Below are 25,545 nucleotides of genomic sequence, written 5' to 3' on the forward strand. Positions count from 1 at the left end.
AGAGTAGGAAAAGAGACAATATTAAAGGGTATGTGTTCATCGAATTATCTTGATTTTTTCTATTGAATACATTTTAGTTCTTGTAATAAGCCACTAAAGTTCATTGATAAAAGCAATTATATTTTTGGCCAAATTTTTCCAGGAATTTAGCTTTTTATATTCCTTAATTCCCATAATAAATTGAGGTAACTGACCTGAATTAAAGAATTCAATTACTGATTCAGCAATCATATCTGCTTCAGCTTTCGGAATTATCATTCCACTCTTGCTAGAATCAACAGCTTGTTTTAAGCTACCTACATCAGTTACTAATACGGGTAATTCAAAATGGTAAGCAATTGATAATATGCCACTCTGTGTTGCTGATCGATATGGTAGAACATTTACATCTGCTGCTGAGAAGAATAGCTGAACCTCATCATCCCTTATATACCTTAGGTTGACATTTAATTTGTTTTGTATTTTGAGTTTATCTATCAGATCGAAATATTTTTTATCATCTCCATATACTTCACCGGCAATAATTAAATAATAATCATCAGGTAATTGGGCCATGGCTTCAAGTAAAAGGTCTAAGCCTTTATAATCGCGCACAAAACCAAAATAAAGCAATACTTTTTTATCCTTGGGGATATTGAGTTTTTCTCGTGCTACTTCTTTGTCAATGATATCCCCAAAATGATCGTAAAGAGGGTGTTCATTAAAGATGTATTTTGCATCAGGTTTTAGTGATAGTAAATCATTTTTGACTGTATCACTCATGACCACAAAACCAGAGTTTCTTTTCAGGAAATACTTGCTGAAAGGAATATCATAGAATTTCTTTTCGTGAGGGATCACATTATCCAAAACAGTAATGACTTTAGTTCCTGACTTTTTTAATTTACCAGCAACATAACCTAAAGCGGGTGCAAAAAAAGGCATCCAGTATTTCATCACTAAAATATCAGGTTTGTATTTCAGTATTTCATTAGCAGTTTTAATGTAAGAAAAAGGATTGATCGTATCAAGAATCTGCTTTGCAGGTATTTTTTCAATATTATCCTCTTCAGTAACCAATTGTGTTTTACCCGGGAATAATATATCGGGATATTGTCGAATAAAAGTAAAAGCCTTTATTTCATGTTCTTTTTTGAACTCATTGTATAAGGAATGATTGAAATGTGTAATTCCCCCACGGAAGGGGTAAAAGGTTGATAAGTAGGCGATCTTCATGCTTCGATTACATTAAATAAGCTTAATTTCTTTACCACCAAGTCGCAAAGACACCAAGAAACACTATGTTATTTCTTTTTGTAGTGAATCTTAGAGCTTCGTGCCTTTGTAGTCCAAATTTTATACAAACAAATTTACTTTTATTGCTTGAAACATTAACATATAAATGTATAAGCAAACATATCCAGACTCAAATCAGTTATGAGTTTCTTTATCTATTATCTGCTCAACAACTACCTTCAAATCATCTAATTCAGCTATTGCCTCATATACTCTACGAATATTTAAGTTATGGTATTCATGTGCAATAAAATTCCTGAAAGATCGGGGCATGTGCCAGGGATAAGTGTATTTGTTTAAAAGAGATTGGTCAATGTTTTTTACGGCTTCACCAATTATCAGAAATTGATAAAGCACTGCACTTTGAATTTGTCTGTTTTCAAGAAATCCCTCCAATTTTATTTCTCCCACAAATAGCCTGATCAACTTAATAGCTTGTAAAACATGCTTCAGGCGTTCAGTATTAGCATCATTCTTTTTCATACACCAACAGCTTTTCATTTTCAATACTTTCAGCAGCGAAAGAAGCAGGATAACCTTCCTCAACCAGATCAACCTTAATGTGTAGAATTTGTTCCAATAGATAGGAAATGTCAGCAAGATCAAACAAGCTTATGCGCATGTCTTTATTAAATCTCACCAATAGGTCAATATCACTGTGCTGGTTCGCCTCATTTCTTGCATAGGAGCCAAATAACCAGACCTTACTAACTCTTCCATCTTTTTTAAAGAAAGATTGTAGTGAATCTATTATCTTATTTGCCTGAATTTTGGATTCATTTTTATAGAACACTTTTTGTTCAGCGACTTGAATTGCCTGTACAGCAAGTTCTTCATTTTCCACTTGGTAGGCTATGTTATCGCTAAGCCAGGCGATGATAATTTCATTTTTTTGTTCGTTGTAAAATTCGGCCAAAGCATATAGTTGTACTTTGCTGGGTTTGCGAGCACCACATTCTATTTTACTTAAAATAGTAGGATCTATGCCAATTGCGGCACCCACTTCACGAAGCAACATGCCTTTTTGTTCCCTTATTTTCCTGAGTGTCTCTCCTATGGTTTTCAATGTGCCTGTTTTTGACTTGACAATAAATGGCAAATTTACAAATTCAATCCGATTAAATGAAATTCAGAAAGAAAGATGAGAGGTATTTGTTATAGTCTGATGAGTTGTTTCAATATAATGAACAATTGAACATCAGAATCTGCAATCATTTTATTATGGCAGGCAAAGCAATTGAATAATCGAATTCAGAACTAACTTCCCGATTTGCTCATTTCCACATTCCTACAAACCGCATCAAATACCTCATTCACAGAAATATCCTGCATACAATTCCTTTCCCTTGAACAAGTTGTCCCATAAAAACAATCACAACCAGTTTTTGGTGAGATGATTTCTCCGCGATTGTATAGTTCAAATTCGTGCTTGTTGAAGATGTTTACAAAAAGGATCATTGGAATTTTCAGACCAGTGGCAATGTGCATCATCATGGAGACAGCCGTAACAATGGCATCACAATTATTACTAATGGCAATGAATTCTTGCAATGAATATGTTCCCGGATAATAGCAGCCAGTTTTTTCAGCATATTCAATGTTCTGCAGGTCTTCATCTGGTCCACCCAGCACTACGGGGTAATAGCCGTTTTTTTGAAGTTTCTGAATCAGTTCAATCCAATATGTTGTTGGCCAAAGCCTCGTTAACCAGCGATTTCCGCAACCTGTATTTAATCCAATGACTTTTTTGCCTTTTGCTTTTTCTTTGAAAATTGCAGCCCATTTTGAATTAAAATCAGGATTAACATCAAGTAGGTATTCTTCGTAGTTGAACTTGAGATGACAAATCTCAAAAATTTCTTCTAAGTAGCTTTTTGTATTTTCTTGCGAAATAGAATCATATAGACCAGTAATCAGTTTATGCTCAGCAGCTGGAGTAGCTGCGGCTAGGTGATTATCTTTTAAAATAAATCCATATTTTTCTGTAGCCTCTACTTCTTTAAGCAGTGAACATGCCTCAAATTCCTTGTCCAGATTAATGGCAATATCAAACTTTTTATTTCTAATAGTATAAGTGGAAGTAAAATCCCATTTATAAATTTGATCTATTTCATTTTGAGGAAGAATAGCAGGCGTATGCGTAAGCCAGCTAATGTGACAATCAGGATACAATTCTTTGAATTTCACAACAAGTGGAGTAGTTCGGATAACATCCCCAATTGCACCGAGTTTAATAATTAAAATTCGTTTTGAGATAGGGGTATACTCATTGCAACTATCGCAAACTTTTGCTCTTTCTTTGTTTGGTTTACAGGGAAAGTCTCCAATAAAGTATTTACAGTCAAATTTTACTTCGGATATATTCATTACACTACTTTTATCAATGCAAAGATAAAAAGGAATTATTAAGTTTTCTGTCTGATAATCTGTCTGATTTTTATAATAAAACCTGAAGAAATTACAAGCATTGGAAACTCTCTAATACGAGTGATGTTTTTGATTATTAGTTGAAACCTAATCATTTACAGTGATTCTGAATGATTTGCCGATATTTACCCAAAGAAACAATCATTAAATACAGTTGAGACATCCAGTATATTCATCTTTAACCTATTTGTGTTGTAGTATTATTGGAAATTTCTTTTCTATTTAATGCAAGCTCTAACAATTAAAAATAAGTAAATGAAAAAGTCGTTTTTATTTTTAGCAATTGTATTTTTCTTCTCAGTGAAGCTATTTTCTCAGTCGGATTACTACATGAGTATATACTTTAATGCAGGAAAATATCAACTACTCGAAACTGATCAAAACAAACTCAATCACTTTATTGAACAGCTTAATTCCTCACAAAAGGCCTTCATAATTGAAGGACATACGAGTGATGAAGGTAGTGAGAGCTCAAATTTTAATCTTGCTGCGAAAAGAATTAATTCAGTTACAGAATATTTGAAAAGTAAAGGAGTTGATATTTCAAAGTCTGAAATAATAAACTGGGGAGAAACTAATCCAACCTATTTGAAATAGAACGCTAATATGCGTGCTATGAACCGCAGGGTTGATATTCTTATTCCTGGATATAATGAAAGTAAAGAGCTTGTTACTATTGCAGATATTTTTAATTTATTTGGACCAAAAATTCAGGAATTCTGCATACGGAATGATCAAGACACAGCTGTTGAAGCACTTAATGGAAGCATATTGTATTTCCCGGCAAATTCATTTAATGAAATAGATGTAAAAGAATGTGAATGCATTACGATAAAGGTTGAGGAATTGTTTTCAAAATCAGCAATTGTTATGGCAACAGCCTCTACTATTACCTCAGATGAAATCCTTGAATCTAAAGGAATGCTAAATGTGACTGCAAATTGCAACGATAAGGAGTTGGAGCTGGCTGATGGGAAAAGAATGAGTTTTGTATTGCCAAATGCAGATGATTTGGAAGATCTGGGCGTTTTTTATGGCGATCGAGATTCAAATGGAAATCTTATTTGGGCTGCAGCTAATGACGGAATAGATATTGGTCGATTAAATTTTTCAAGTATTGGAAATTGCAGTGTTTATAATAGCGACACATCAAAAAAGAAATGCTGGTTTCGATATTCCAAATCAGAAAAAAAAGAGCTCAGAATATTTTATAAACAAGTTAGAGATAGTTTGGCTTATTGTCAGAAAGTGACTTCTGAGCAAAAAGAGTTGATGGATAAATATGGGATTGATGATTTAGACCAGTTGAGAGATAAAATTGAAGAAAATGCTAATAGTAATGGTTCTATGGATGGAGATGATGCCGATTATTACATTTTATCTGCACTACGTTTGGGCTACATAAATGCTGACTGGATTATGAAACTGGATAGGTCAAAATTAGTGACAATAAAAATCCCTGTTAAAAATACCCAAAACGTAAAGGCGTATCTTGTTTTTGATAAAAACAGAACAGTTGTTCCCGCTTCACTGCATGCAAATATGATTGCTTTTGGAAATATGCCAATTGGTTATGGAGCTAAAATATTTGCCATTAGAGATAATAATAAAGCAGCTGCTGAATGGGCATGGCAAGAATTTAATATCGAGGCAGATAATAAGATTAATCTCGAGTTCAAGCCTGCAGGTTTAAATGAAATAAAGTTAAAACTATATGAATTAGACAATAATTAGTAAATGCTTATTCCTGTGATTAAATCTGAATGGATTCAGCTCAGAAGTTATTCGACTATTTGCATGAAGATGTTTTGAAAGTAACAATTAAAGAGTTATATTATCCCTGAATTTTTAGCTGGTAATCAGCTCAAATTAATAACCCATTATGAAAAAACTTTTAACAATTATCATTCTACTTTCTTTGTTTTCTTGTAAAGAAAATATTATCAAGGATGTGTTTGATTATCCTGAAACAAAAAAAGTGGATCAGGTAGATGACTATTTTGGAACCATGGTTTCAGATCCCTATCGTTGGCTCGAAAACGATACTTCTGCAGAAACAAGCGAATGGGTCAATATCCAAAACGAATTAACCCGCAGCTATTTGGACTCATTGCCTTACAGAGAAAAAATTCAAAACAGGCTAACTGAATTATGGAACTATCCCAAACAAGGTATACCAAGCAAAGCAGGTGATAATTACTTCTTTTATAAGAATGATGGTTTGCAGGCACAAAGTGTTCTGTACATCATGAGAGGACTCGATGCTGAACCAGAAGTTTTCCTTGATCCAAATACTCTTTCTAAAGATGGAACAGTGGCCTTGGCTTCCTATAAAGTATCTAAGGATGGGCAGTTTTTTGCCTATGCAATATCAAGAAGTGGCTCTGACTGGAATGAAATATTTGTGATAGATGTAGAAACCAAAAAACAGCTTTCAGATCATTTGAATTGGGTTAAATTTTCTGGTATATCGTGGCATGGAAACGGATTTTATTATTCAAGATATCCTGCACCCAAAAGTGGAACAGAATTATCTGCCTTAAATCAGAATCACACAGTATATTTTCATCAAATAGGAAGCTCACAAACAACTGATAAAGTAGTTTTTAATGACCCTGAAAATCCAGCTTTTAGCTATTATGGTGGAACAACTTATGATAATAAGTACTTGATAATTTATGGAAGTGAATCAACCAATGGGAATTCACTTCGTGTAAAAAACCTTCACGATAATGCCCAAAAATTCATTTTAATTGATCAGGGATTTGATTATGATTTTAATATAGTTGATAATATTGGCGATTCCTTGTTAATATTAACCAATAAAGGGGCGACAAATTATCGTTTGGTTGTAGTTGATACAAAGGATCCTGAGCTTAAGTTTAATGACCTAATTCCCCAACAAGATTTTCCATTACAAAGTGTTAGTGTAATAGGAGGGAAGCTTTTTGCACAATATATCAAGGATGCTTCTGATCGGGTTTTTATGTATCAGCTTAATGGCGATTTTGTGAAAGAAATTGAATTAGCAGGATTGGGCTCTTTGTCAGGATTTAATGGAAACAGAAACGATAGCATAGTCTTCTATTCATATAATTCATTTATTCAGCCTTCGTCAATTTATAAATTTGATGTCAATAAGCTGACATCCGAATTGTATTTTGAATCTGAAATAGATTTTGATTTTGATCGCTATGAAAGTAATTTGGTTTTTGTGACCTCTAAAGATGGAACAAAAGTTCCTGCCTATATTACACATAAAAAAGGCATTTCGCTGGATGGAAATAATCCTACTTTGCTCTATGCTTATGGCGGATTTAATATTAGCATGACACCTTCATTTTCCATAAGCAATCTTGTTTTTCTTGAAAATGGAGGCGTTTATGTGATGGCTTGCTTACGGGGAGGAGGTGAATATGGAGAATCATGGCATAAAGCTGGGATGCGATTAAATAAACAAAATGTTTTTGATGATTTCATTTCAACTGCTGAGTATCTGATTGACAAAAAATACACAAATAAAGATAAACTGGCTATCAGAGGAGGATCAAACGGAGGTTTATTGGTAGGAGCCTGTTTGGCTCAGCGACCTGAGTTATTTAAAGTTGCACTTCCAGCAGTTGGTGTCATGGATATGCTACGATATCAGAAGTTCTCGGCAGGTGTTTTTTGGGTTGATGAATATGGAAGTAGTGATGACAAGGAGATGTTTGATTATATTTATCGTTACTCACCACTTCATAACTTAAAAAGTGGTGTTGAATATCCTGCCACATTAGTAACCACAGCCGATCATGATGATAGGGTTGTTCCAGCCCACTCCTTTAAGTTTATTGCTAGCTTGCAATCTCATCAAAAAAGCAATAATCCTGTTTTGATAAGAATCAGTAAAAAGGCAGGACATGGAGCGGGAAAGCCAACACAGAAAATCATTGAAGAGTACACAGATATTTGGACATTCGTTTTTAAAAATCTGGCCATTGAATCTATTTACTAATATGCATTTTAAAAAAGGGCATATAGGAGTTTTGGTCATTTTATTTCTGATGACCAGTCAGTTTTTATTTGCTCAAATTGATGGATGTACTGATCCAAGAGCTAATAACTTCAATTCATTGGCAACCCAAAATGATGGATCGTGTACCTACAATAAAACCAATGTTAAAGCCCGAGATGTGCATAGCCAACTTCCTGCTATCCTCTTAGAAAATAGTGGGATGGTGTTTCTTAATGGACTTTTCTGGTTTCACAATGATAGTGGTGGTGAAGCTGAATTGTATGGATATGATACTGTTTTGAATCAGGTTGTTGAAACATTGAGCATATCAAATGCCCTCAATATTGACTGGGAAGATATATGTCTGGATAAACAATTTGTTTATGTTGGGGACTTTGGAAATAATAATGGAGATCGAAAGGATTTAAGTATTTATAAAATTGCTATTTCAAGTTTTCATGATACAGGAGCTACCAACACGACTGCTGAACAAATACAATTCTCTTTTCCGGATCAAATAGTTTTTAGTCCGCGAAGCAATAGTCATAATTTTGATTGTGAGGCCTTTTTTAGTTGCAATGATAGTTTGTATTTATTTTCTAAGAATTGGGAAAATGAATGGACGAAAGTTTATCGTTTAGCCAATATGCCCGGAACACAATCTGCTGAACTCCTCGATTCCTTTAATGTTAAAGGATTGGTTACAGCAGCAGATTACAATGTTATTAACAAGGAAGTTGTATTGTTGGGATATCAGAACTATGTTCCTTTTTTCTGGATATTGTTTGATTTCAATGATACTGATTTTTTTAGCGGAAATAAAAGACGATTTGATTTCCCAATCAGCAACATAGGCACCCAAACGGAAGCTGTACTTTTTCATTTAAATAATGGGATTTACATATCATCTGAAAAAAGCAGTTTTGTCACAAATAAGCTGATGGAGATATATACTTGGCCTTGGACAAAGCCGTTTCATACAGGCCTTGAAGACATTGATACGGTTCCAATTTTAGTTTCTCCAAATCCGAATATGGGTAATTTTATGATTAGTTATCCCGAAATCAAAGATTCAATAACTGAAATTTTAATTTACAATGCCTCAGGACAATTGGAATCACAAATAAGTGGAAATGAAATTCATGAAGGTCGTTTTATATACATGCACATGTGTTTTAGTCCGGCTGCTCAGTATGTTCTGATTATAAATACATTAACCAAAACATACCGTCAGTTTTTTCAAATTGTAAATTGATATAAATTCGTTCAAAATGCTTTTTATGAAAAAAATAATATTCACACTATATCTTTTATTAATTCTTGTTTCCTGCAAAACTTCCAAAGAAATTGTGAAAGAAAACTGGCTTGTCGGAAAATGGAATATTGTAGCCATTGATACAGGTGAGGAAATTCCAGAGAATAATAAAGCAGAATATGATGAAATTATGAAGGGCATGATTAAGAATGCTTACATGCAGTTTAATTCGGATCAAAGTTTTGAAATGCAGCTGATGGGGCAAAAATTAACAGGTACTTTTAAAATAAATGAGGAAAAGACAGAATTAATTACCTCTATAAATGGTGAAGAAGGATTGGATCAATTTAAGGTATTGCTTTTTGAAAGAGGAAAAATGCTATTGGAAACAGAGGATGATGAAGGTAAAATGACTTTAACGTTGATGTTAGTAAGCCAATAATCAAAGTTAAATTGAAGAACTCAAAATGTATGAGATTGATCTAAATATATTCACAAAAAAAGCCGAGGATCAATATCAGGAAAACATGGCTTTTTTCAAACGATTAAAGCAAAAGAAACCCAAAAATCTGGATTCAATCGTTCATCAATTGCATGAGGAGGTTTTTAGTGAAATCGATTGCCTGACATGTGCTAATTGCTGCAAAACTACCAGTCCTGCTTTTTATATGAAAGACATTGAAAGGATGTCAAAAAAGTTAAAAATAAAATCAACTGAATTTATTTCGACCTATTTAGTTTTGGATGAAGACGAATCCTATATGTTTAAAAGTGAACCTTGTCCTTTTTTAATGGATGATAACTATTGTGCTCATTATTTATCAAGACCATTGGCTTGTAAAGAATATCCTCATACAAACAGGAAACGGTTTCATCAAGTATTAATGCTAAGTGCTAGAAATACGCTAGTCTGTCCAGCAGTTTTGGAAATTACAAACAGACTTAAGAGAATCTTTTTGTAAAACACCCCTATGCCTTTAGTGGCTTGTTTTTCAGCTATTTATTAATTAAATTTACAGCTTAAATCAAAACACTAAGCTGTGAAAAGACATTTTACACACACCTACTACCTAACATTCTGTTCAATTATTATTTTTATCCTATCATTTTGCCAACCAGTAAAAGGTCAAGTATCTGTATTTACTGAAAATTTTGAGCATGGAAGCAATATGCCTACTGGCTGGACCCAGGAATATGTATATGATACTTTAAACTGGGTTTTTACGAGTGGTGGGCAGAGTAGTCATCCATCTGCAGCTCATGGTGGTAGCTATAATGCATTATTGTATTATGGAGGAATATACCGAACGACTAAATTGGTTTCTAAACCCTTGAATTTAAGTGCCTATGCCAATCTTCAACTTAAATTTTGGCATACACAGGAAGAATATTCTGGTGATCAGGATATTCTGAAAGTATATTATAAAACATCGGCATCAGGAAGTTGGGTTCAATTAACTAGTTACACAACTAGTGTGGCCAGTTGGACACAACGAACTATTTCATTACCGAATCCAAGTGCTAATTATTATATCGCTTTTGAAGGAGAGGCCAGATATGGTTATGGTGTTTGCCTTGATGACATAGAGATTACAGGTACTGTTACCAATGGCTTGGACATGAGTTGTGAAGGAATTTCATCACCAATAATCTGGGGTGTAGGCAACAATACATTAAAGCTACGCTATAAGAATAAGCGGTCGGATACTATTTTCAACGCTGATTTTGGTTATATCCTGGATAATAATTCCCCAGTTATTGATACCAACAAATCAACATCGACTATGCTTTCAAATCAGGAAAAGGAGTATACTTTTTCAAATGCATTAAGCATAAGTAAGGGAAACCATTACATCAAAGTGTGGGCAAATAAACCAAATCGGACGAATCCTGATGATGTACCAGCAAATGATACGTTTACCTTGAATTTTGGAACGGGAATTAAGGATACATTTTATATTGATAAAAATGGAAATGGCGATTATACAACATTTGCTGCTGCTGTAGCTGATTTGAATAATGGAGTAACAGGGCCTGTCTGGTTTTTTGTAAGCTCTGGTACATATACAGAAAAAGTTATCATTGGAGAAATCCCCGGAGCAAGTTCAACAAATACGATCACTTTTGATGGTTTGTATAAAGACAGCACCTTTTTATCCTATACAGGTACAGCTGCAAATAACAGGGCTACACTTTCTCTCAAAGGAGCAGATTATGTAACCTTTAAAAACATGACCATAAAAAATGAGGGAAGCACTTATGGGGTGGCTGTTTTGCTGAGGAATAAATCGGATTATAATACATTTTACAACTGTAATCTGAAACTGAAAACCACAGCAACCAATGCTTATACTCAAGTTATTTTAGCTTCATCAGATGAAAGCAGTACAGGAGCAAATGGAGATAATTGTAATTACACATTATTTGAAAATTGTCTGATAGAAGGAGGGCAATATGGGGCTCGAATGCATGGTACAAATACGGCTGCAATGGCTCTAAATAATAGTTTTGTTGGATGTAATTTTAGCAATCAATATTATTATGGCTTGTATTTATACTATCAACGAGGATTTAATATTTCATATAGTCAGGTGGCTAATTTCAGGCATTCATCTGCCTATGGATTAATTAATTATTATGGCGCTGGGATTTCTATTGATGCCAATGTTATACAACCGGGTATTCACGCTATATATCTTTATCGTGAGAATTATTATAACCAAACGGATTCGTCCTATGTTACAAATAACATGATAAGTAATTTCGGGAATTCTGTTAATCAAAGAGGAATATATACATATTCTTATTGCTACAATTTAAATATTTTGCATAACAGCATTCTGGTTAATGGAAGCTCAACTTCACCAACTTATGCTGCCATTTACATGTATTATTATTGTAATAATTCCAATATAAAAAATAATCTTCTTGCTAGTCTTAACAATAGCTATTTGCTTTCCATGTTATATGCAGGAACTGTATCGGTAGATTATAATGATTATTACTATGACACAAATTCGAATACTAAGTTTTATATTAATTACGCCTATGCAACCTTCAATACATTCAAATCCATAGCCTCTTATATTAATTTTCCGCACGATCTGAATTCTTTTGATAATGTTGATCCGGGTTTTCTGTCGAATACAAATTTGCATTTAGATACGTTGAATTCGATCAGTTTAATGGCACCTCCACTGGGTGTTGCCAACGATATTGATAATGAAAATAGGGATTTAAGTTTTGGGGTAAATATAGGAGCCGATGAAATTCCGCATCCTAATCGAGATCTGGATATTGTTAGTATTGACACGCCTTCGGTTTTGCTTAGCGGTAATAATCCCGTAGCAATAACATTAAGAAATATGGGTGTTGATTCTCTAATACCACAAACAATTTATTTGCACTATACTGTTAATGGAGCTAATCAGGTATCTGATTCATTGATATTAACTTCTAAATTACCACCATTTGCAACAGTCAAATTCTCATTTCAAACACCAATAAATGTTACTGGTGCCGGAAGTTTTGATCTGTGTGTGAAAATAAGTCCGGGGATTTATAATGACCCAGATACACTCGATCAAATTTGTGTAACTAAATGCCTTGGAATTAAAGATACTTTTTATATAGATGCTTCTGGGAATGGAGATTTTATGACCATAAATGCTGCAGTGAATTCCTTGCAAAACTGTGGAGTTTCAGATAATGTAACTTTCATAATAAAGGCAGGAACCTTTGTGGAAAGAGTAGTTATACCTGAAGTCCCGGGGGCAAGTTCAACACGGACAGTCACATTTCAGGGAGTTCATAAAGATAGTGTTTTGCTAATTCATGCAGGTACCTATGCGCAAAAGTCAGCTCTACTGTTTAATGGAGCTGATCATATTATTATTAAAAATATGAAAATCCAAAATAATGGAAATTCGTATGGCGCTTGTGTTCACTTTATGAATGCAGCTGATTCCAATACTGTTGAAAATTGTATCCTTACAACAACTGTATCTGCTTCATCCTATATAATTCCTGTATTAGCTTCTAATTCGGAAATTTATTATTATACCTATGGGAATACCGGCAATGGAAATCTGATAAAGAATAATAAAATTACAGGTGGATACTTTGGGGTGAGTATGGTTGGTACAGATAAAACTACTCTATGTGCAAATAACAAGATAGTTGGTAATACTTTTCGTGATCAGTATTACATGGGGATTTATAGTATTTACCAAGAGAATACAGAGATAATAGGAAATAGCATCAAAGAACTGGGTTTGTATTATGGTTATGGAATATACAGGTATTATTGTACAAAGGCTCGAATAGAATCCAATGTTATTCAACCGGGACGTATAGGTATGTATCTCTATCGTGAAAATGATGTGTATCCTAATAATGAGACCTTCATTATCAACAACATGATCAGTAATTTTAATGATGGCACCTACCAAGCTGGTATATATGCATACTATTATAGCAATAAACTTCGAATTTATCATAATAGTATTTATTTGGATGGGAGTGTTTCCTATATTGCTTATGCTGGAATTTCACTCTATAATAATTGTGATTCAGCCATTGTAAAGAATAATATTATTGCCAGTGATGGAAATAATTATCTGATGACATCTTATGCCAGTCATGGAACAATCATCGATTATAATGATTACTATTATCCTAATAATACGTCATATAAATTCTATAATTCAGGTAGCTTCTCAACTCTGGCGGCTTATAAAGCATCGAATTATTATCTTGTTTACCCGCATAATGTTAATTCATTTGATAGTATTGATCCAGGCTTTATTTCGTATACTAATCTCCATTTGACTGCTAATTCTGCAGGTATAGGAGGCGATACCATAGGCGTTTTATATGATATTGATGGCGACAATCGTTGCCTCGCTAATCCAAGCCTTGGAGCAGATGAGGCAGGTCCTGTATCAAACTTTGCAATAAACAATAGTACCCAATGTCTGGATGCCAATAACTTTATCTTAACCAATAAGTCACAGGGTGGCTCAGCAAGCTTATCGTATTATTGGACATTTGGAGATGGAGATACATCAACTTTGCGAAATCCTAGTCATAGTTATTCAGCAGCAGGAAACTATACCATCACCTTAATTGTTTATCCAAGTTTAGGATGTAACGACACCACTTCAAAAACAGTATATATTAACCCTTCACCACAAATAGGTTTTACGATTAACGACAGTATGCAGTGTGAATATGGAAACTATTTCAGTTTTACCAATACCACAACTGTGAGTTCCGGAACGGTCTCTTATTTATGGGATTTTGATGATGGTTATTCTGCAGGTTTAACTAGCCCTGTACATGCTTTTGGCTATGCTGATACTTTTGATGTAATGCTTATTGCATCAACGAATTTAGCCTGTGCAGATACCATGGTGAAAACTGCTTATGTTTTTCCTATGCCTGATGCCGATTTTACAATTAATACCGGATCTCAGTGTAAACTTAATAATAGTTTTGTTTTTACAAATGCATCTTCAATTTCATCAGGTAGCATGACCTATCTCTGGGATTTTGGTGATGGCAATTCGTCAACACAAATTAACCCGACTTATAGCTATACGGCTAATGGCAGCTATGATGTAAAACTGAAAGCCACTTCTGCTTTTTATTGTGAAGATTCAATCACTAAAAATACTACGATTGTTCCTACACCAATAGCATCGTTTACAACAAACGATACCAACCAATGTTTGAATGGTAATTTGTTTCAATTCACAAATACTTCTTCTGTGAGTGCAGGATCTTTAACCTATTATTGGACATTTGGAGATGGAAGTACTTCAACTCAAGCAAATCCGTCTTATTCTTATGCATCAGGAGGAACATATTTGGTTAAGCTTTTGGTTACTACCTCCAGCTCATGTGTTGATTCTGCTATGCAATATGTTGTTATTCATCCGGCATTAATTGCAGACTTTAGTATAAACAATTCAACTCAATGCCTGACTGCCAATAGTTTTGTATTCACCAATACGAGTACAGCCAGTAGTGGAAGCATGAGCTATTATTGGGACTTCGGAGATGCTTCGTATTCTACAGCTTATAGTCCTTCTCATTCGTATCAAATTTTCGGTTCAATTGATGTTAAATTGATAGCCAGCTCAACCAATAGTTGTTCAGATACATTAACTAAGGGAATTAGTGTTTTTGCAATGCCTTTGAATATTAAAGATACTGCACTTTCGAACAGGCTTGCTGATAGTTTAATGGCATGCTATCCTTTTACAGGAAATGCAAATGATCAGAGTGGAATGCTAAACAACGGAACCGTTTTTGGTGCCAGTTTATCTGGAGACAGATGCAATAAATCGGATAGTGCGTATTATTTTGATGGAAACGATTATATCAGGGTACCTCATGCCTTGTTTTTAACACCTCAAAATAGTTATGCGGCTTCAGCATGGATTTACCCAACTCAATCAGGTGGTACTCAATATATACTTTACAAATATCAGAGTAATCTGTATAAAGGTTATTCTCTGGCACTTATCAATAATAAAATAGCGGCTGATTTTGGTGGAAGTTATAATCCAGTTTATTCGAATCAAAATGTAAATCTCAATGAATGGAATCATGTGGTTGTTAGTTACAATGGATGGAATTATGAAATCTATTTGAACAATGAATTGGTTGGTTCTGGTATTGCAGCTAATAATTTCCAATCCATAACGCCTTTGTTTATTGGCTCCAGAGGAACCGCAAATTATTTTAAAGGAAATATCGATGAAGTTAGGATATACAATAAATCTCTTGACAATGTTGAAATCAATGCACTCTATAATGAATTTCCTTATGTTGAACTAAAGGATAGCTTTGTATGTACGGGCAATACCACTTCCATTGCGATTCATAATTCGGGCCGTGGAATTGCCTATCAATTAAAGGATTATACAAGTGGATCGCCTATTGGTTCAATTGTTTATGGTACGGGGTGTCGGATTATTTTGCCAATAGGAACAATAAGCGGACAGCAAAAATTACAAATTGTTGCCAGTGATTCAAATACTGCTTGCCAATTAGTTTTTGATACCATTATCATAGTCAATATTGCTCCAATGCCTAATGCGAATTATTCGGTTGCACCATCTTCAAGTTGTTTAACTGCTAATAATTTCTTTTTCACGAACTCGTCCAGTGTTAGTTCAGGAAGCATGCAATATCTTTGGGATTTTGGTGATTTTATAACATCCACACAAGCCAGTCCAAATCATCAATATAATGTGGATGATACGTTTAGCATAAAACTGACCGCAACCACTATTTATGGTTGTAGCGATTCATTAGAAAAATCGGTTATCGTATTTCCTCAACCTGCAGCTGATTTCAGTATTGCTGACAGTTCTCAATGTTTCGACAATAATGCCTTTGGTTTTGTGAATCTCTCGTCCATATCATCAGGTAGTCTAAGTTATTATTGGGATTTCGGTGATGGAAGTTCATCAACGGTCCAAAGTCCGGTGCATTCATATGCTTATGCAGATACTTTTTTGGTTAAGTTAGTTGTTACTTCTGCAAATGGCTGTCAGGATTCCATTATCAGAACAACTTACTTACAAGTAAACCCAAATCCATCTGCGGCTTTTAGTATAAATGATAGCACACAGTGTTTGAATGAAAATCTGATGGTGTTAGCCAATTCTTCGAGTATTACATCAGGTACTATTAGTTACAATTGGCGATTTGGTGATGGTGGGATTTCTTCCGTTACCAATCCATCCTATCAGTACAGTTCATACGACACCTTTGACATAACACTTCTGGTAACATCTGATAAAGGCTGTAAAGACTCCATCATTCACCAGGCCTATATTTATGCAAATCCAAATAGTTCATTTTCAGTTAACGATACGGTTCAATGCTTGACAGGGAATTTCTATAGTTTCACAAATCTGACAACATTGCCTTATGGAAATGCTAATAGTTTTTGGTCGTATGGAGATGGAAGTACAGCAACTGCACAGAATCCAACTCATTCGTATTCTTCAGCAAATACATACAATGTAAAACTCCTTTCTACTTCAAATTATGGATGTATTGATTCCGTTGAAACCAATTTAGTTGTAGAAGCGAGCCCAATTGCTAATTTCACAATCAATGATAGTGCACAATGTTTAACTGCCAATAGTTTTTCTTTTACCGATTTGTCAACTGGCGGTTCAGGAACGTTTAATTATTTCTGGAGTTTTGGAGATGGATCGACATCAAGTAGTCAAAATCCTACACACACATATGCTGTTGCCGATACATATCAAGTCAAATTATTAATTACCTATGGAGCATATTGTACTGACTCCCTTATCAAACAAGTTGTTGTTTACCCGATGCCATTTGCTGATTTTAGTGTGAATGATTCGACACAATGTTTGACAAATAATGCTATTTCATTTACCAACTCATCAAGCATTAACTCAGGAAGTTTATCCTACTTATGGACATTTGGAGATGGAAATTCAAGCACATCAACCAATCCACAACATAGTTACACATCCAATGGGAACTATCAAGTTCAATTACTTGCTCTTTCAACCGAAGGATGTCGCGATTCAGTTTCATTTGCCATAGAAATATGGCCCATGCCTGTTGCTTCATTTGCCATAAATACCTCATCGCAATGTTTATATGGAAACAGTTTTGTATTAACCAACACATCATCAATAGGTGCGGGATCTTTAAGCTATAATTGGACATTTGGAGATGGAAATTCTTCCACATCAGTTTCTCCTAGCCATTCATTTACCAATCCGGGTACTTATACGATAAAGCTAATTGTTAGCTCGGGAAATGGGTGTTTAGATTCAGTAAGTCATACGGTAAGCGTTAATCCAATGCCCGTTGTAGATTATACAATTAGTCAGGATACGCAATGTTTCAATGGTAATTTGTTTGCTTTTACTAATTCATCAACTGTAAGTTCGGGAAGCATTTCTTACAATTGGAGTTTTGGTGATGGTGCAAATTCGACTATTGAAAATCCAAGCTATTCCTATACTAATCCGGGGAACTATGATGTTAAATTGGTAGTTTCCACCAATAATTCTTGCGTTGATTCAGTAACAAAAACAGTTTGGATACATCCAAATCCTGTAGTAAGCTTTTCTGTGAATGATAGTGATCAGTGTTTGAACATTAATACGTTTGTTCTGACGAATAATTCAACATTGAGCAGTGGAACAAGTTCATATTTGTGGGACTTTGATGATGGAAGTAGTTCAACGGCAACTAGTCCTTCAAAGCAATATGCTGCTGCTTCCGTTTATGTGATTAAACTAATTGCCAATAGCAATGCGAATTGTACTGACTCCATGTCACAAACAGTAACTGTTTATCCAAATCCTATTACAGATTTCAGTGTAAATAGTGATAGCCAGTGTTTTGCAAACAATCAATTTGTTTTTAATAATACATCATCTATTTCAAGCGGGAGTTTAAACTTCAGTTGGACTTTCGGTGACAACCAAAGCGATACGATACAAAGTCCTTCACATTCCTATGCCACATCGGGTGTATTTGAGGTGGAATTAATCAGTACTTCGGCTTACGCTTGTGTTGATACACTAAGCCAAAGCATGCTTGTTTATCCAAGTCCAATAGCATCATTCACTGTAAATGATTCTTCTCAATGCTTTAATGGTAATTCGTTTAGCTTCAATAATACTAGTACTATTAATGCAGGAACCATTACCTACTTATGGACTTTTGGTGATGGGGATACATCTACCGCTTCTAGTCCAGTTCATACATATCAAACCAGCGGAGCTTATGATGTAAAGCTTATGGTATTTTCAAATAATAGTTGTTTGGATTCAGCTAGTATAAGTCTGGATGTTTATCCAAATCCGGTAGCATCAATTAGCGTTTCCGATAGCACCCAATGCCTAGCCAACAATTCATTTGTATTTACAAATTCAAGTAGTCTGCTTAGTGGAAATATGGCCTATCTCTGGGACTTTGGAGATGGAGATACATCCTCCTTAAAAGACCCTATTCATACTTATGTTTCGGATAGCAGTTATGTAGTAGAATTCGTTGTTTCAAGCAATTATAGCTGTGCTGATACGGCCTATCTGAATACATATGTATATCCAATGCCTGTGGCTTCATTTACTGTTAACGACAGCAGTCAGTGTTTAGCCGTGAACAACTTTGTACTGACAAACAATTCAAGTATTTCATCAGGAAACAACAGCTATTTATGGGATTTTGATGACAATTCCACCACCACTACCAAGGATACAAATCATATTTATTCAGCTGCTGGAAATTATATGTTGAAATTAGTAGTAAGTTCAAATTTTGCTTGTTATGATTCAACGTCTCAATCAGTATTTGTTTATCCCGATCCTGTAATTTCCTTTAGTATCAATGATACAGCTCAATGTTTCAATGGTCATCAGTTTATTGTAACAGATAGTTCAAATATTTCGTCCGGAAACATAAGCTATAACTGGACATTAGGAGATGGCAATTCATCATCTCTAAAGAACCCACAATTTAGCTATACAACTGCCGATACATTTGAACTGAAATTAGTAGTGAATTCAGACAAGGCTTGTTCTGATAGCCTGAGTCAGTTTCTGTATGTTTTCCCTACACCCGATGCGCAGTTTAGCATTGATGATAGTGTGCAATGTTTTACGGGCAATCAATTTACAATGACAAATCAGAGTCAGATTGCTTCTGGTAGCATGAATTATTTATGGAGATTTGGAGATGGAGATACTTCGAGTTCGGTGAATACTGTTCATACATATCAAAATGAAGGATCGTACACTGTAAAATTGATTCTTGAAAGCAATTTAAATTGTCAGGATTCAATTGACAAAAACATTAATGTGCTAAACTCTCCAATAGCATCATTTGTCGTAAATGATAGTATACAATGTTTTACTCAAAACGATTTTATATTGACAAATACATCATCAATTTCTGCTGGGTTATTAAGTTATTTATGGGATTTTGGGGATACTGATACTTCCTCAAGTATTCATGTAAACCACAATTATGCATCAGCCGATACTTTCCAAATAAAATTAGTTGTTCATTCCAATGACGGATGTTTTGATAGTTTGGAGAAAACAGCTTATGTATTGCCTTCACCTCTTGCTGATTTTGATATCAACGATAGCATACAATGCTTTGATGGTCACCAATTTATTTTTAACAATCAATCTCAAATCAGTACCGGTAGCTTGAGCTATTTATGGACATTTGGCGATGGCGATTCAAGCTATTCTGCATCTGACACTCATTATTATAGCACTACCGGAAGTTATCAGGTTGGATTATTGGTTACATCTGGCTTAGCGTGTGTGGATACTTTTGTTCAATCTATCCTTATTCATGAATCTCCATTGGCAGCTTTTACAGTAAATGATACTGATCAATGTGATTTAGGGAATGGTTTCATTTTCACCAATAATTCAAGTGTTGTTGCAGGAAGTTTAGGTTATTACTGGTCATTTGGAGATGGTGACACATCAACATATATTCATCCCAATCATCAATATACAAGTGTCGATTCTTTCGAGGTAAAACTGATTGTTCAAACAACAGAGGGATGTGAAGATAGTGCAATGCATATCGTTTATGTCTATCCAACTCCAACAGTTGATTTTTCTATTAACAATGCCGTTCAATGTTATGGGAGCAATGAGTTTATTTTCAATAATCTGACAACAGTTGTTGCACCAATTGATTGGCTTTGGGATTTTGGAGATGGCGACACCAGCCATGCTCAATTTGCTCTCCATACGTATGGATTGGTCGATACATTTGATGTGTCCTTAATAGCTGTAACAAATCATTTTTGCAGCGATACACTACAGAAACAGGTAGTTACTTTGCCTGGTCCTAAGTCGATATTCAGTATAAATGATACAATTCAGTGCTTAGTGGGCAATAGCTTTAACTTTATAAACAATAGTTTAAGTGGAGGATTTGTTCCTCATTACTACTGGCAAATGGGTGATGGAGATACTTCGACTATGACCAATGTGTGGCATCAGTATCAGGATACTGGATACTTTGCTGTTCAATTGGTTGTTGCTCCGGATAGTGGCTGTACAGATACATCTCAAATCATGATTCATGTGCAGCCTTCTCCTCAAATAAGTTTTAGTATAAATGATTCAGATCAATGCTTGTCAGGTAATCAGTATTTATTTACCAGTAACATTAATTCGAATGGATACTCATTTACACCTATTTGGGATTTCGGTGATGGAAATATTGATAGTTCACTAAATCCCATACATACCTATGCAAATGCAGGTATTTATAGTGTTAAGTTAGTTGTAATAACAGCTGAAGGTTGTTCCGATTCAATGTATCAGAGCATTGAAGTGTTTGAAGATCCAATAGCAAATTTCACTATTAGCGATAGTACGCAATGTTTAAGTGGCAACACGTTTGATTTAACAGATTTATCTTCTGGACCTGGTACTTTGACTTATCTCTGGACATTTGGCGATGGAAATTCAAGCACTAAAGTTGGAAATGTATCCCATGCATATAATGTAGAGTCTGCTTATGAAATTAAGTTGTTTGTAGAAACGCAGGATGGATGTCAGGATTCAATGATGAAGATGATTTCAGTTCATCCTCAACCCAAAGCGGCATTCAGTATAAACGATACTGATCAATGTTTGACTGGAAATCAGTTCCTCACATCAAACACATCCTCCATTATTACTGGGCAATTAAACTATCAATGGAGTTTTGGAGATGGAGCTACATCAATACAAGATAATCCGGCCTATAGCTATTCTGCTTTTGGAAATTATAGCATCAAATTAGTGGCTATTTCAAATAAAGGATGTCAAGATTCAGTTATAGCAACAGTTGATGTTTTTGAAAATCCTATGGCCAATTATAAAATCAATGAGAACAATCAATGCTTATTGTATAACCATTATGTTTATTTAAATCAATCCAGTATTGGCAGTGGAAGTTTGAGCTATTTATGGGACTTTGGAGGAGGCGATACCTCCAGCTATATAAGCACAAGTCATATCTTTTTATCTGCTGGTAGCTTCGATGTACTATTAACGGCTACTTCAGATAAAGGTTGTAAAGATTCCATTACGAAGAAAAGTGTGGTTCATCCGATGCCTGTTGCAGATTTTGATATTGACAAAAACCCACAGTGTTTGGTTGGTAATTTATTTGAGTTTACAAGTAGTTCGACTATTTCCAGCGGTTCAATGACTTATCTATGGTATTTTGGAGATGGAGATAGTAGTTTGTCAGGAATATCAACCACACATTCATACGATAGTATTATGTCCTATCCTGTCACATTGGTTGCAAGTTCGGATCAACAATGCAGAGATACAATTATCGATCAGGTTACGATTAAACCGAGTCCTAGTGTGTATCTCGGCAAAGATGTATTTACTACCCTGAATGTGTCATTTAATCTCGATGCAGGACCCGATTATACTAGCTATGTCTGGCATGATGGTCCAGGATCAAGAATTTACACAGTCAATACAAATTCACTAGGCCTAGGAGATCATTTGCTGTATGTAACAATTACTGATTCATTTGGATGCGATAATTCAGATTCTGTTTGGGTTTTTGTTTGGCCTGTTAGTATTGAAGAGGAAACCCAAATCAGTTATAATTTGTATCCTAATCCAGCACGAGCATTCTTTACTATTGAGTTTGATCAGTTGTATGATACTAAAGTTGATATTATTGTTGAGGATATGCAGGGAAGGGTTGTTTATAAAAATGAGTTCAATCCAATGCTTACACAAAGTAAATTACGCATTGACTTACATGAAGCCAAAGGGGTATATTTTGTCAAGATGGTGGTTGGTAATAGGGTAGAGGTACATAAAGTGATGATGTATTAGGTAGAGATAAATCTACTGGCTCAAGTTTGTAAGTTGGGCCATTTCTAGTACTTGATGGGGATTAAGTTGCAAACTTAATCCAGAGAAGGTTAATGTCTATATATGCAGTTTTATAAGGTCGCAAATTGCGACCTAGTTGAATTCCTAAACAGCTGTTCGTAGCTTGAAGCTACGAACAACCCATGGAAGCATGATGCAATCAGATAGAGAACGAAAATATAAGCTAATCAGACGACAGATTATTGATATAATTGTTCAAGTAGATAAAGTCAAATCCAGTAGGTCTTTTAAACGAGACATGCAAGAAATTTCAAAATACTCATCCGAATTATTAAAATACATTGTATCAAATGTAGCAGAGAAAGAAATTATATCAATTGCAGAGGAAATACCTGAAATAGACATAGCCCGTTTTCAAAGACATTATTGGTATCATTATTTGCTTTTTCCATGGTATTTTACCTTAATGTATAATGAGTTATTGGCAAAAGGCGATATTATACCATTGTTAGAGGATATAAAAAATAAATACAACAACATGTGTAAAATATTGAATGAAATTATTGGAGAAGAATAAATTCATTGACAAATCCCTCCGCTGTTCGTAGCTTCAAGCAAGAAACAACTTAGGCACAGAATGCAGAATTACATTGCATTCAATCTGCAAAACAAGAAAATGAGAATTCTATAGGAAAGCTTATTGCTCCCCTTTATATTTGTTGTTGACCTCCACTATATAATCCCATTTAGGAAATGCTTTGTCAAATTCTTCAGGAAATTTCTGACGAAGCTCTTCGGCATCCTCAATATAAAACTCCTTAACGCCTTCTGTAATGGTATAGGTGAAAGTTCCTATTGGGCCAACTTCAGTATTGGGTTCTTGAATAGAATTTGCAAGTTTGGATGGCCAGCTATTTTTGGGATAAATGAAAATCAATTCTTTAGTATCATCAAATTTTGGTTCACGTTTTTTTGCTTCCTTTACTTCTTCGGCTAAGCGCCTGTCTTCAGCCTCTCGGGCAGCACGTTCTTGCCTGAATTTTTCGTTTTCTTGTTTTATTTTCTCATCTTCAGCTTGCCTGTCCAGTCGCTTTTGATCAACCATGGCCAATCGTTCTGCTTCTTTTAAATTAGCTGCAAGCTGCAAGCTGTCTATCCGGGCTTTTTCAGCCGCCAGCTTATCTTGCTCGGCTTTTTCAGCCGCATTTTTCTCGGCTAACTTAAGTGCCTTCAAGCGTTCTTCGGCCTGCCTTTTTGCTTCTTTCTGTAATTCTGCTGCTATCCGGCATCTTAACTTACGTTCTTCCTCGTATCTGGCTTCCATGCGGAACGTAAAATCAAAATCATATTGAAATTCTTTTCGGCCTTTATCAAACTTAACTCGACCGATCGGATCTGCTGTAATTTGGGCTTTAGCCGGATCTTCATCACAGTTTTTTTTCAATAATATCTCCAATATGAGGCTATGAGATTTGTGTAATTGCTTTCGAGGAACATCTGTTTCAACCTCTATTGATTTTGTATAATAATCTGGATGTTTAATTTCGATGAGAAATGAGGTGTTCAAATCAAGTTTTAACTCACAATAACCCAAAACGGTGGTTTCGGTTCTGGAAATACGATTGATCAAATCAGTATATATTACCTCAGCATCATTGAGTTTTGAGTTTTCCCAGCTATCAACTGTAATTTTTGCATTAATATGATTAGTATCTTGAGCATTAACAGTAAATGTACTCAAGCATAATAAAATACTTATTGCAACTAAATTCTTCAATTGACCTGAACTAATTAATTATGGAATACAAGATAACAAATTTAAGCACCTTTTTGCAAACTTATATTGCTTAATAATATCTTAACTTTGCCTCTCTTATAGCATACTGGGGCCGACTGGAATTGACAGGTTAGGAGTGGTTTCTGTAAGCATGCCGGGTAATGCGGTAGAATCCCGTAAAACGCAATCGCACATTATTAATTGGCGAATATAATTATTCTTTAGCAGCTTAATCTAGGATTAAACAATGCTAATCTTTCCCAGCAGCCCTGTTCGTTGGCGGTTGATCAGGAAGGAGCGCAAGAACGAAATAAGCCTGTAAAAGTCTTGGTTATAGGTCGAAAACTAAAGAGACTCAGACCTAAGTTCGGTTAGTTTCAGACCTGCTTTGGTTAACATCAACTGAAACTAAGCATGTAGAAAGCATTTATTGCACTATCTCTGGACGGGAGTTCGAATCTCCCCGGCTCCACCTTCGCTCTCCGAAGCTATGAACGTTAGTGAATAGCGAAGGAGAGCACTAGTAAGAATTGAACTACCCACTTCAAAAATGCTTTATCGCAAAAGCTTCTTCGAGCTTCGGTGGATGCAATCCACCACTATTTCGAACTATAAAACTTTTCAGATTATGCATTATGTTTATATTCTTAAATGTGCCGATTCAACTTACTACACTGGCTGCACTGGAAAACTGGATGAAAGAATTGACAAACACAATCTGGGTTATGTTGCATCAACTAAGAGTAAGCGTCCGTTAAAGTTGGTTACCTATATTGCTTTTACAGATAAATACAAAGCTTATCAGTTTGAGAAATATCTGAAATCAGGTTCCGGTATTGCTTTCAGGAATAAGCGATTTGTCTAGTCCGAAGCTATGAACGTTAGTGAATAGCGAAGGAGAGCACTAGTAAGA

General features: G+C 35.0%; 14 protein-coding genes and 1 other RNA gene. 10 read left to right on the plus strand and 5 right to left on the minus strand.

The window, feature by feature from the left end; genetic code table 11:
- Positions 1–93: 93 nt before the first annotated feature.
- From HOG71_06655 to HOG71_06670, 4 genes are all read right to left on the minus strand, one after another.
- Complete coding sequence (locus HOG71_06655; GenBank protein ID MBT5990517.1) at positions 94–1,215, minus strand: glycosyltransferase; 1,122 nt, start codon at positions 1,213–1,215, stop codon at positions 94–96.
- A 195-nt stretch (positions 1,216–1,410) separates the two neighbouring features.
- The gene (locus HOG71_06660; GenBank protein MBT5990518.1) at positions 1,411–1,758 is read right to left on the minus strand and encodes a DUF86 domain-containing protein; all 348 of its coding nucleotides are present in this window, start codon (positions 1,756–1,758) and stop codon (positions 1,411–1,413) included.
- The gene (locus HOG71_06665) at positions 1,745–2,341 is read right to left on the minus strand and encodes a helix-turn-helix domain-containing protein (GenBank protein ID MBT5990519.1); all 597 of its coding nucleotides are present in this window, start codon (positions 2,339–2,341) and stop codon (positions 1,745–1,747) included. The genes HOG71_06660 and HOG71_06665 overlap by 14 nt, the downstream gene beginning before the upstream one ends.
- 191 nt (positions 2,342–2,532) lie before the next feature.
- Positions 2,533–3,642, minus strand: a complete 1,110-nt coding sequence (locus HOG71_06670; GenBank protein MBT5990520.1) for a glycosyltransferase family 9 protein — start codon at positions 3,640–3,642, stop codon at positions 2,533–2,535.
- Positions 3,643–3,957: 315 nt separating this feature from the next.
- Between HOG71_06670 and HOG71_06675 the strand changes: the two genes are divergently transcribed.
- From HOG71_06675 to HOG71_06710, 8 genes are all read left to right on the plus strand, one after another.
- A complete protein-coding gene (locus HOG71_06675) occupies positions 3,958–4,299 on the plus strand; it encodes an OmpA family protein (protein MBT5990521.1) in 342 nt (113 codons plus the stop codon).
- 18 nt (positions 4,300–4,317) lie between these two features.
- A complete protein-coding gene (locus HOG71_06680; GenBank protein MBT5990522.1) occupies positions 4,318–5,436 on the plus strand; it encodes a hypothetical protein in 1,119 nt (372 codons plus the stop codon).
- A gap of 148 nt (positions 5,437–5,584) precedes the next feature.
- Complete coding sequence (locus HOG71_06685; protein MBT5990523.1) at positions 5,585–7,699, plus strand: S9 family peptidase; 2,115 nt, start codon at positions 5,585–5,587, stop codon at positions 7,697–7,699.
- Positions 7,683–8,954, plus strand: a complete 1,272-nt coding sequence (locus tag HOG71_06690) for a hypothetical protein (protein MBT5990524.1) — start codon at positions 7,683–7,685, stop codon at positions 8,952–8,954. Before HOG71_06685 ends, HOG71_06690 begins: the two co-directional genes overlap by 17 nt.
- Positions 8,955–8,979: 25 nt before the next feature.
- Positions 8,980–9,396: a hypothetical protein gene (locus HOG71_06695; protein ID MBT5990525.1), complete on the plus strand. Its 417-nt coding sequence runs from the start codon at positions 8,980–8,982 to the stop codon at positions 9,394–9,396.
- A 25-nt stretch (positions 9,397–9,421) separates the two neighbouring features.
- A complete protein-coding gene (locus tag HOG71_06700) occupies positions 9,422–9,916 on the plus strand; it encodes a YkgJ family cysteine cluster protein (GenBank protein ID MBT5990526.1) in 495 nt (164 codons plus the stop codon).
- Positions 9,917–9,994: 78 nt separating this feature from the next.
- Entirely contained in the window at positions 9,995–22,855 is a 12,861-nt protein-coding gene (locus HOG71_06705; GenBank protein MBT5990527.1) for a PKD domain-containing protein, read from the plus strand.
- Positions 22,856–23,018: 163 nt separating this feature from the next.
- Entirely contained in the window at positions 23,019–23,432 is a 414-nt protein-coding gene (locus tag HOG71_06710) for a hypothetical protein (GenBank protein ID MBT5990528.1), read from the plus strand.
- 120 nt (positions 23,433–23,552) lie between these two features.
- Here HOG71_06710 and HOG71_06715 read toward each other — a convergent pair whose 3' ends face one another.
- Positions 23,553–24,596 (minus strand): hypothetical protein, encoded by a 1,044-nt coding sequence (locus HOG71_06715; protein MBT5990529.1) that lies wholly within the window; start codon positions 24,594–24,596, stop codon positions 23,553–23,555.
- A 144-nt stretch (positions 24,597–24,740) separates the two neighbouring features.
- On the opposite strand from HOG71_06715, the gene ssrA reads away from it, so the two are divergent.
- Positions 24,741–25,107, plus strand: a transfer-messenger RNA (tmRNA) gene (gene ssrA / locus HOG71_06720).
- 153 nt (positions 25,108–25,260) lie between these two features.
- Positions 25,261–25,497 carry a GIY-YIG nuclease family protein gene (locus HOG71_06725; GenBank protein ID MBT5990530.1) on the plus strand — a complete coding sequence of 79 codons (237 nt, stop codon included), beginning with the start codon at positions 25,261–25,263 and terminating at the stop codon, positions 25,495–25,497.
- The last annotated feature ends 48 nt before the right edge of the window (positions 25,498–25,545 follow it).

The sequence above is a fragment of the Bacteroidota bacterium genome, from assembly GCA_018698135.1.
Taxonomy (GTDB): domain Bacteria; phylum Bacteroidota; class Bacteroidia; order CAILMK01; family JAAYUY01; genus JABINZ01.

Excerpts from the sequence above, each read along its gene's own strand:
- HOG71_06655 (MBT5990517.1), bottom strand. The coding sequence starts at position 1,215 with ATGAAGATCGCCTACTTATCAACCTTTTACCCCTTCCGTGGGGGAATT.
- HOG71_06660 (MBT5990518.1), bottom strand. The coding sequence starts at position 1,758 with ATGAAAAAGAATGATGCTAATACTGAACGCCTGAAGCATGTTTTACAA.
- HOG71_06670 (MBT5990520.1), bottom strand. The coding sequence starts at position 3,642 with ATGAATATATCCGAAGTAAAATTTGACTGTAAATACTTTATTGGAGAC.
- HOG71_06675 (MBT5990521.1), top strand. The coding sequence starts at position 3,958 with ATGAAAAAGTCGTTTTTATTTTTAGCAATTGTATTTTTCTTCTCAGTG.
- HOG71_06680 (MBT5990522.1), top strand. The coding sequence starts at position 4,318 with ATGAACCGCAGGGTTGATATTCTTATTCCTGGATATAATGAAAGTAAA.
- HOG71_06685 (MBT5990523.1), top strand. The coding sequence starts at position 5,585 with ATGAAAAAACTTTTAACAATTATCATTCTACTTTCTTTGTTTTCTTGT.
- HOG71_06695 (MBT5990525.1), top strand. The coding sequence starts at position 8,980 with ATGAAAAAAATAATATTCACACTATATCTTTTATTAATTCTTGTTTCC.
- HOG71_06700 (MBT5990526.1), top strand. The coding sequence starts at position 9,422 with ATGTATGAGATTGATCTAAATATATTCACAAAAAAAGCCGAGGATCAA.
- HOG71_06725 (MBT5990530.1), top strand. The coding sequence starts at position 25,261 with ATGCATTATGTTTATATTCTTAAATGTGCCGATTCAACTTACTACACT.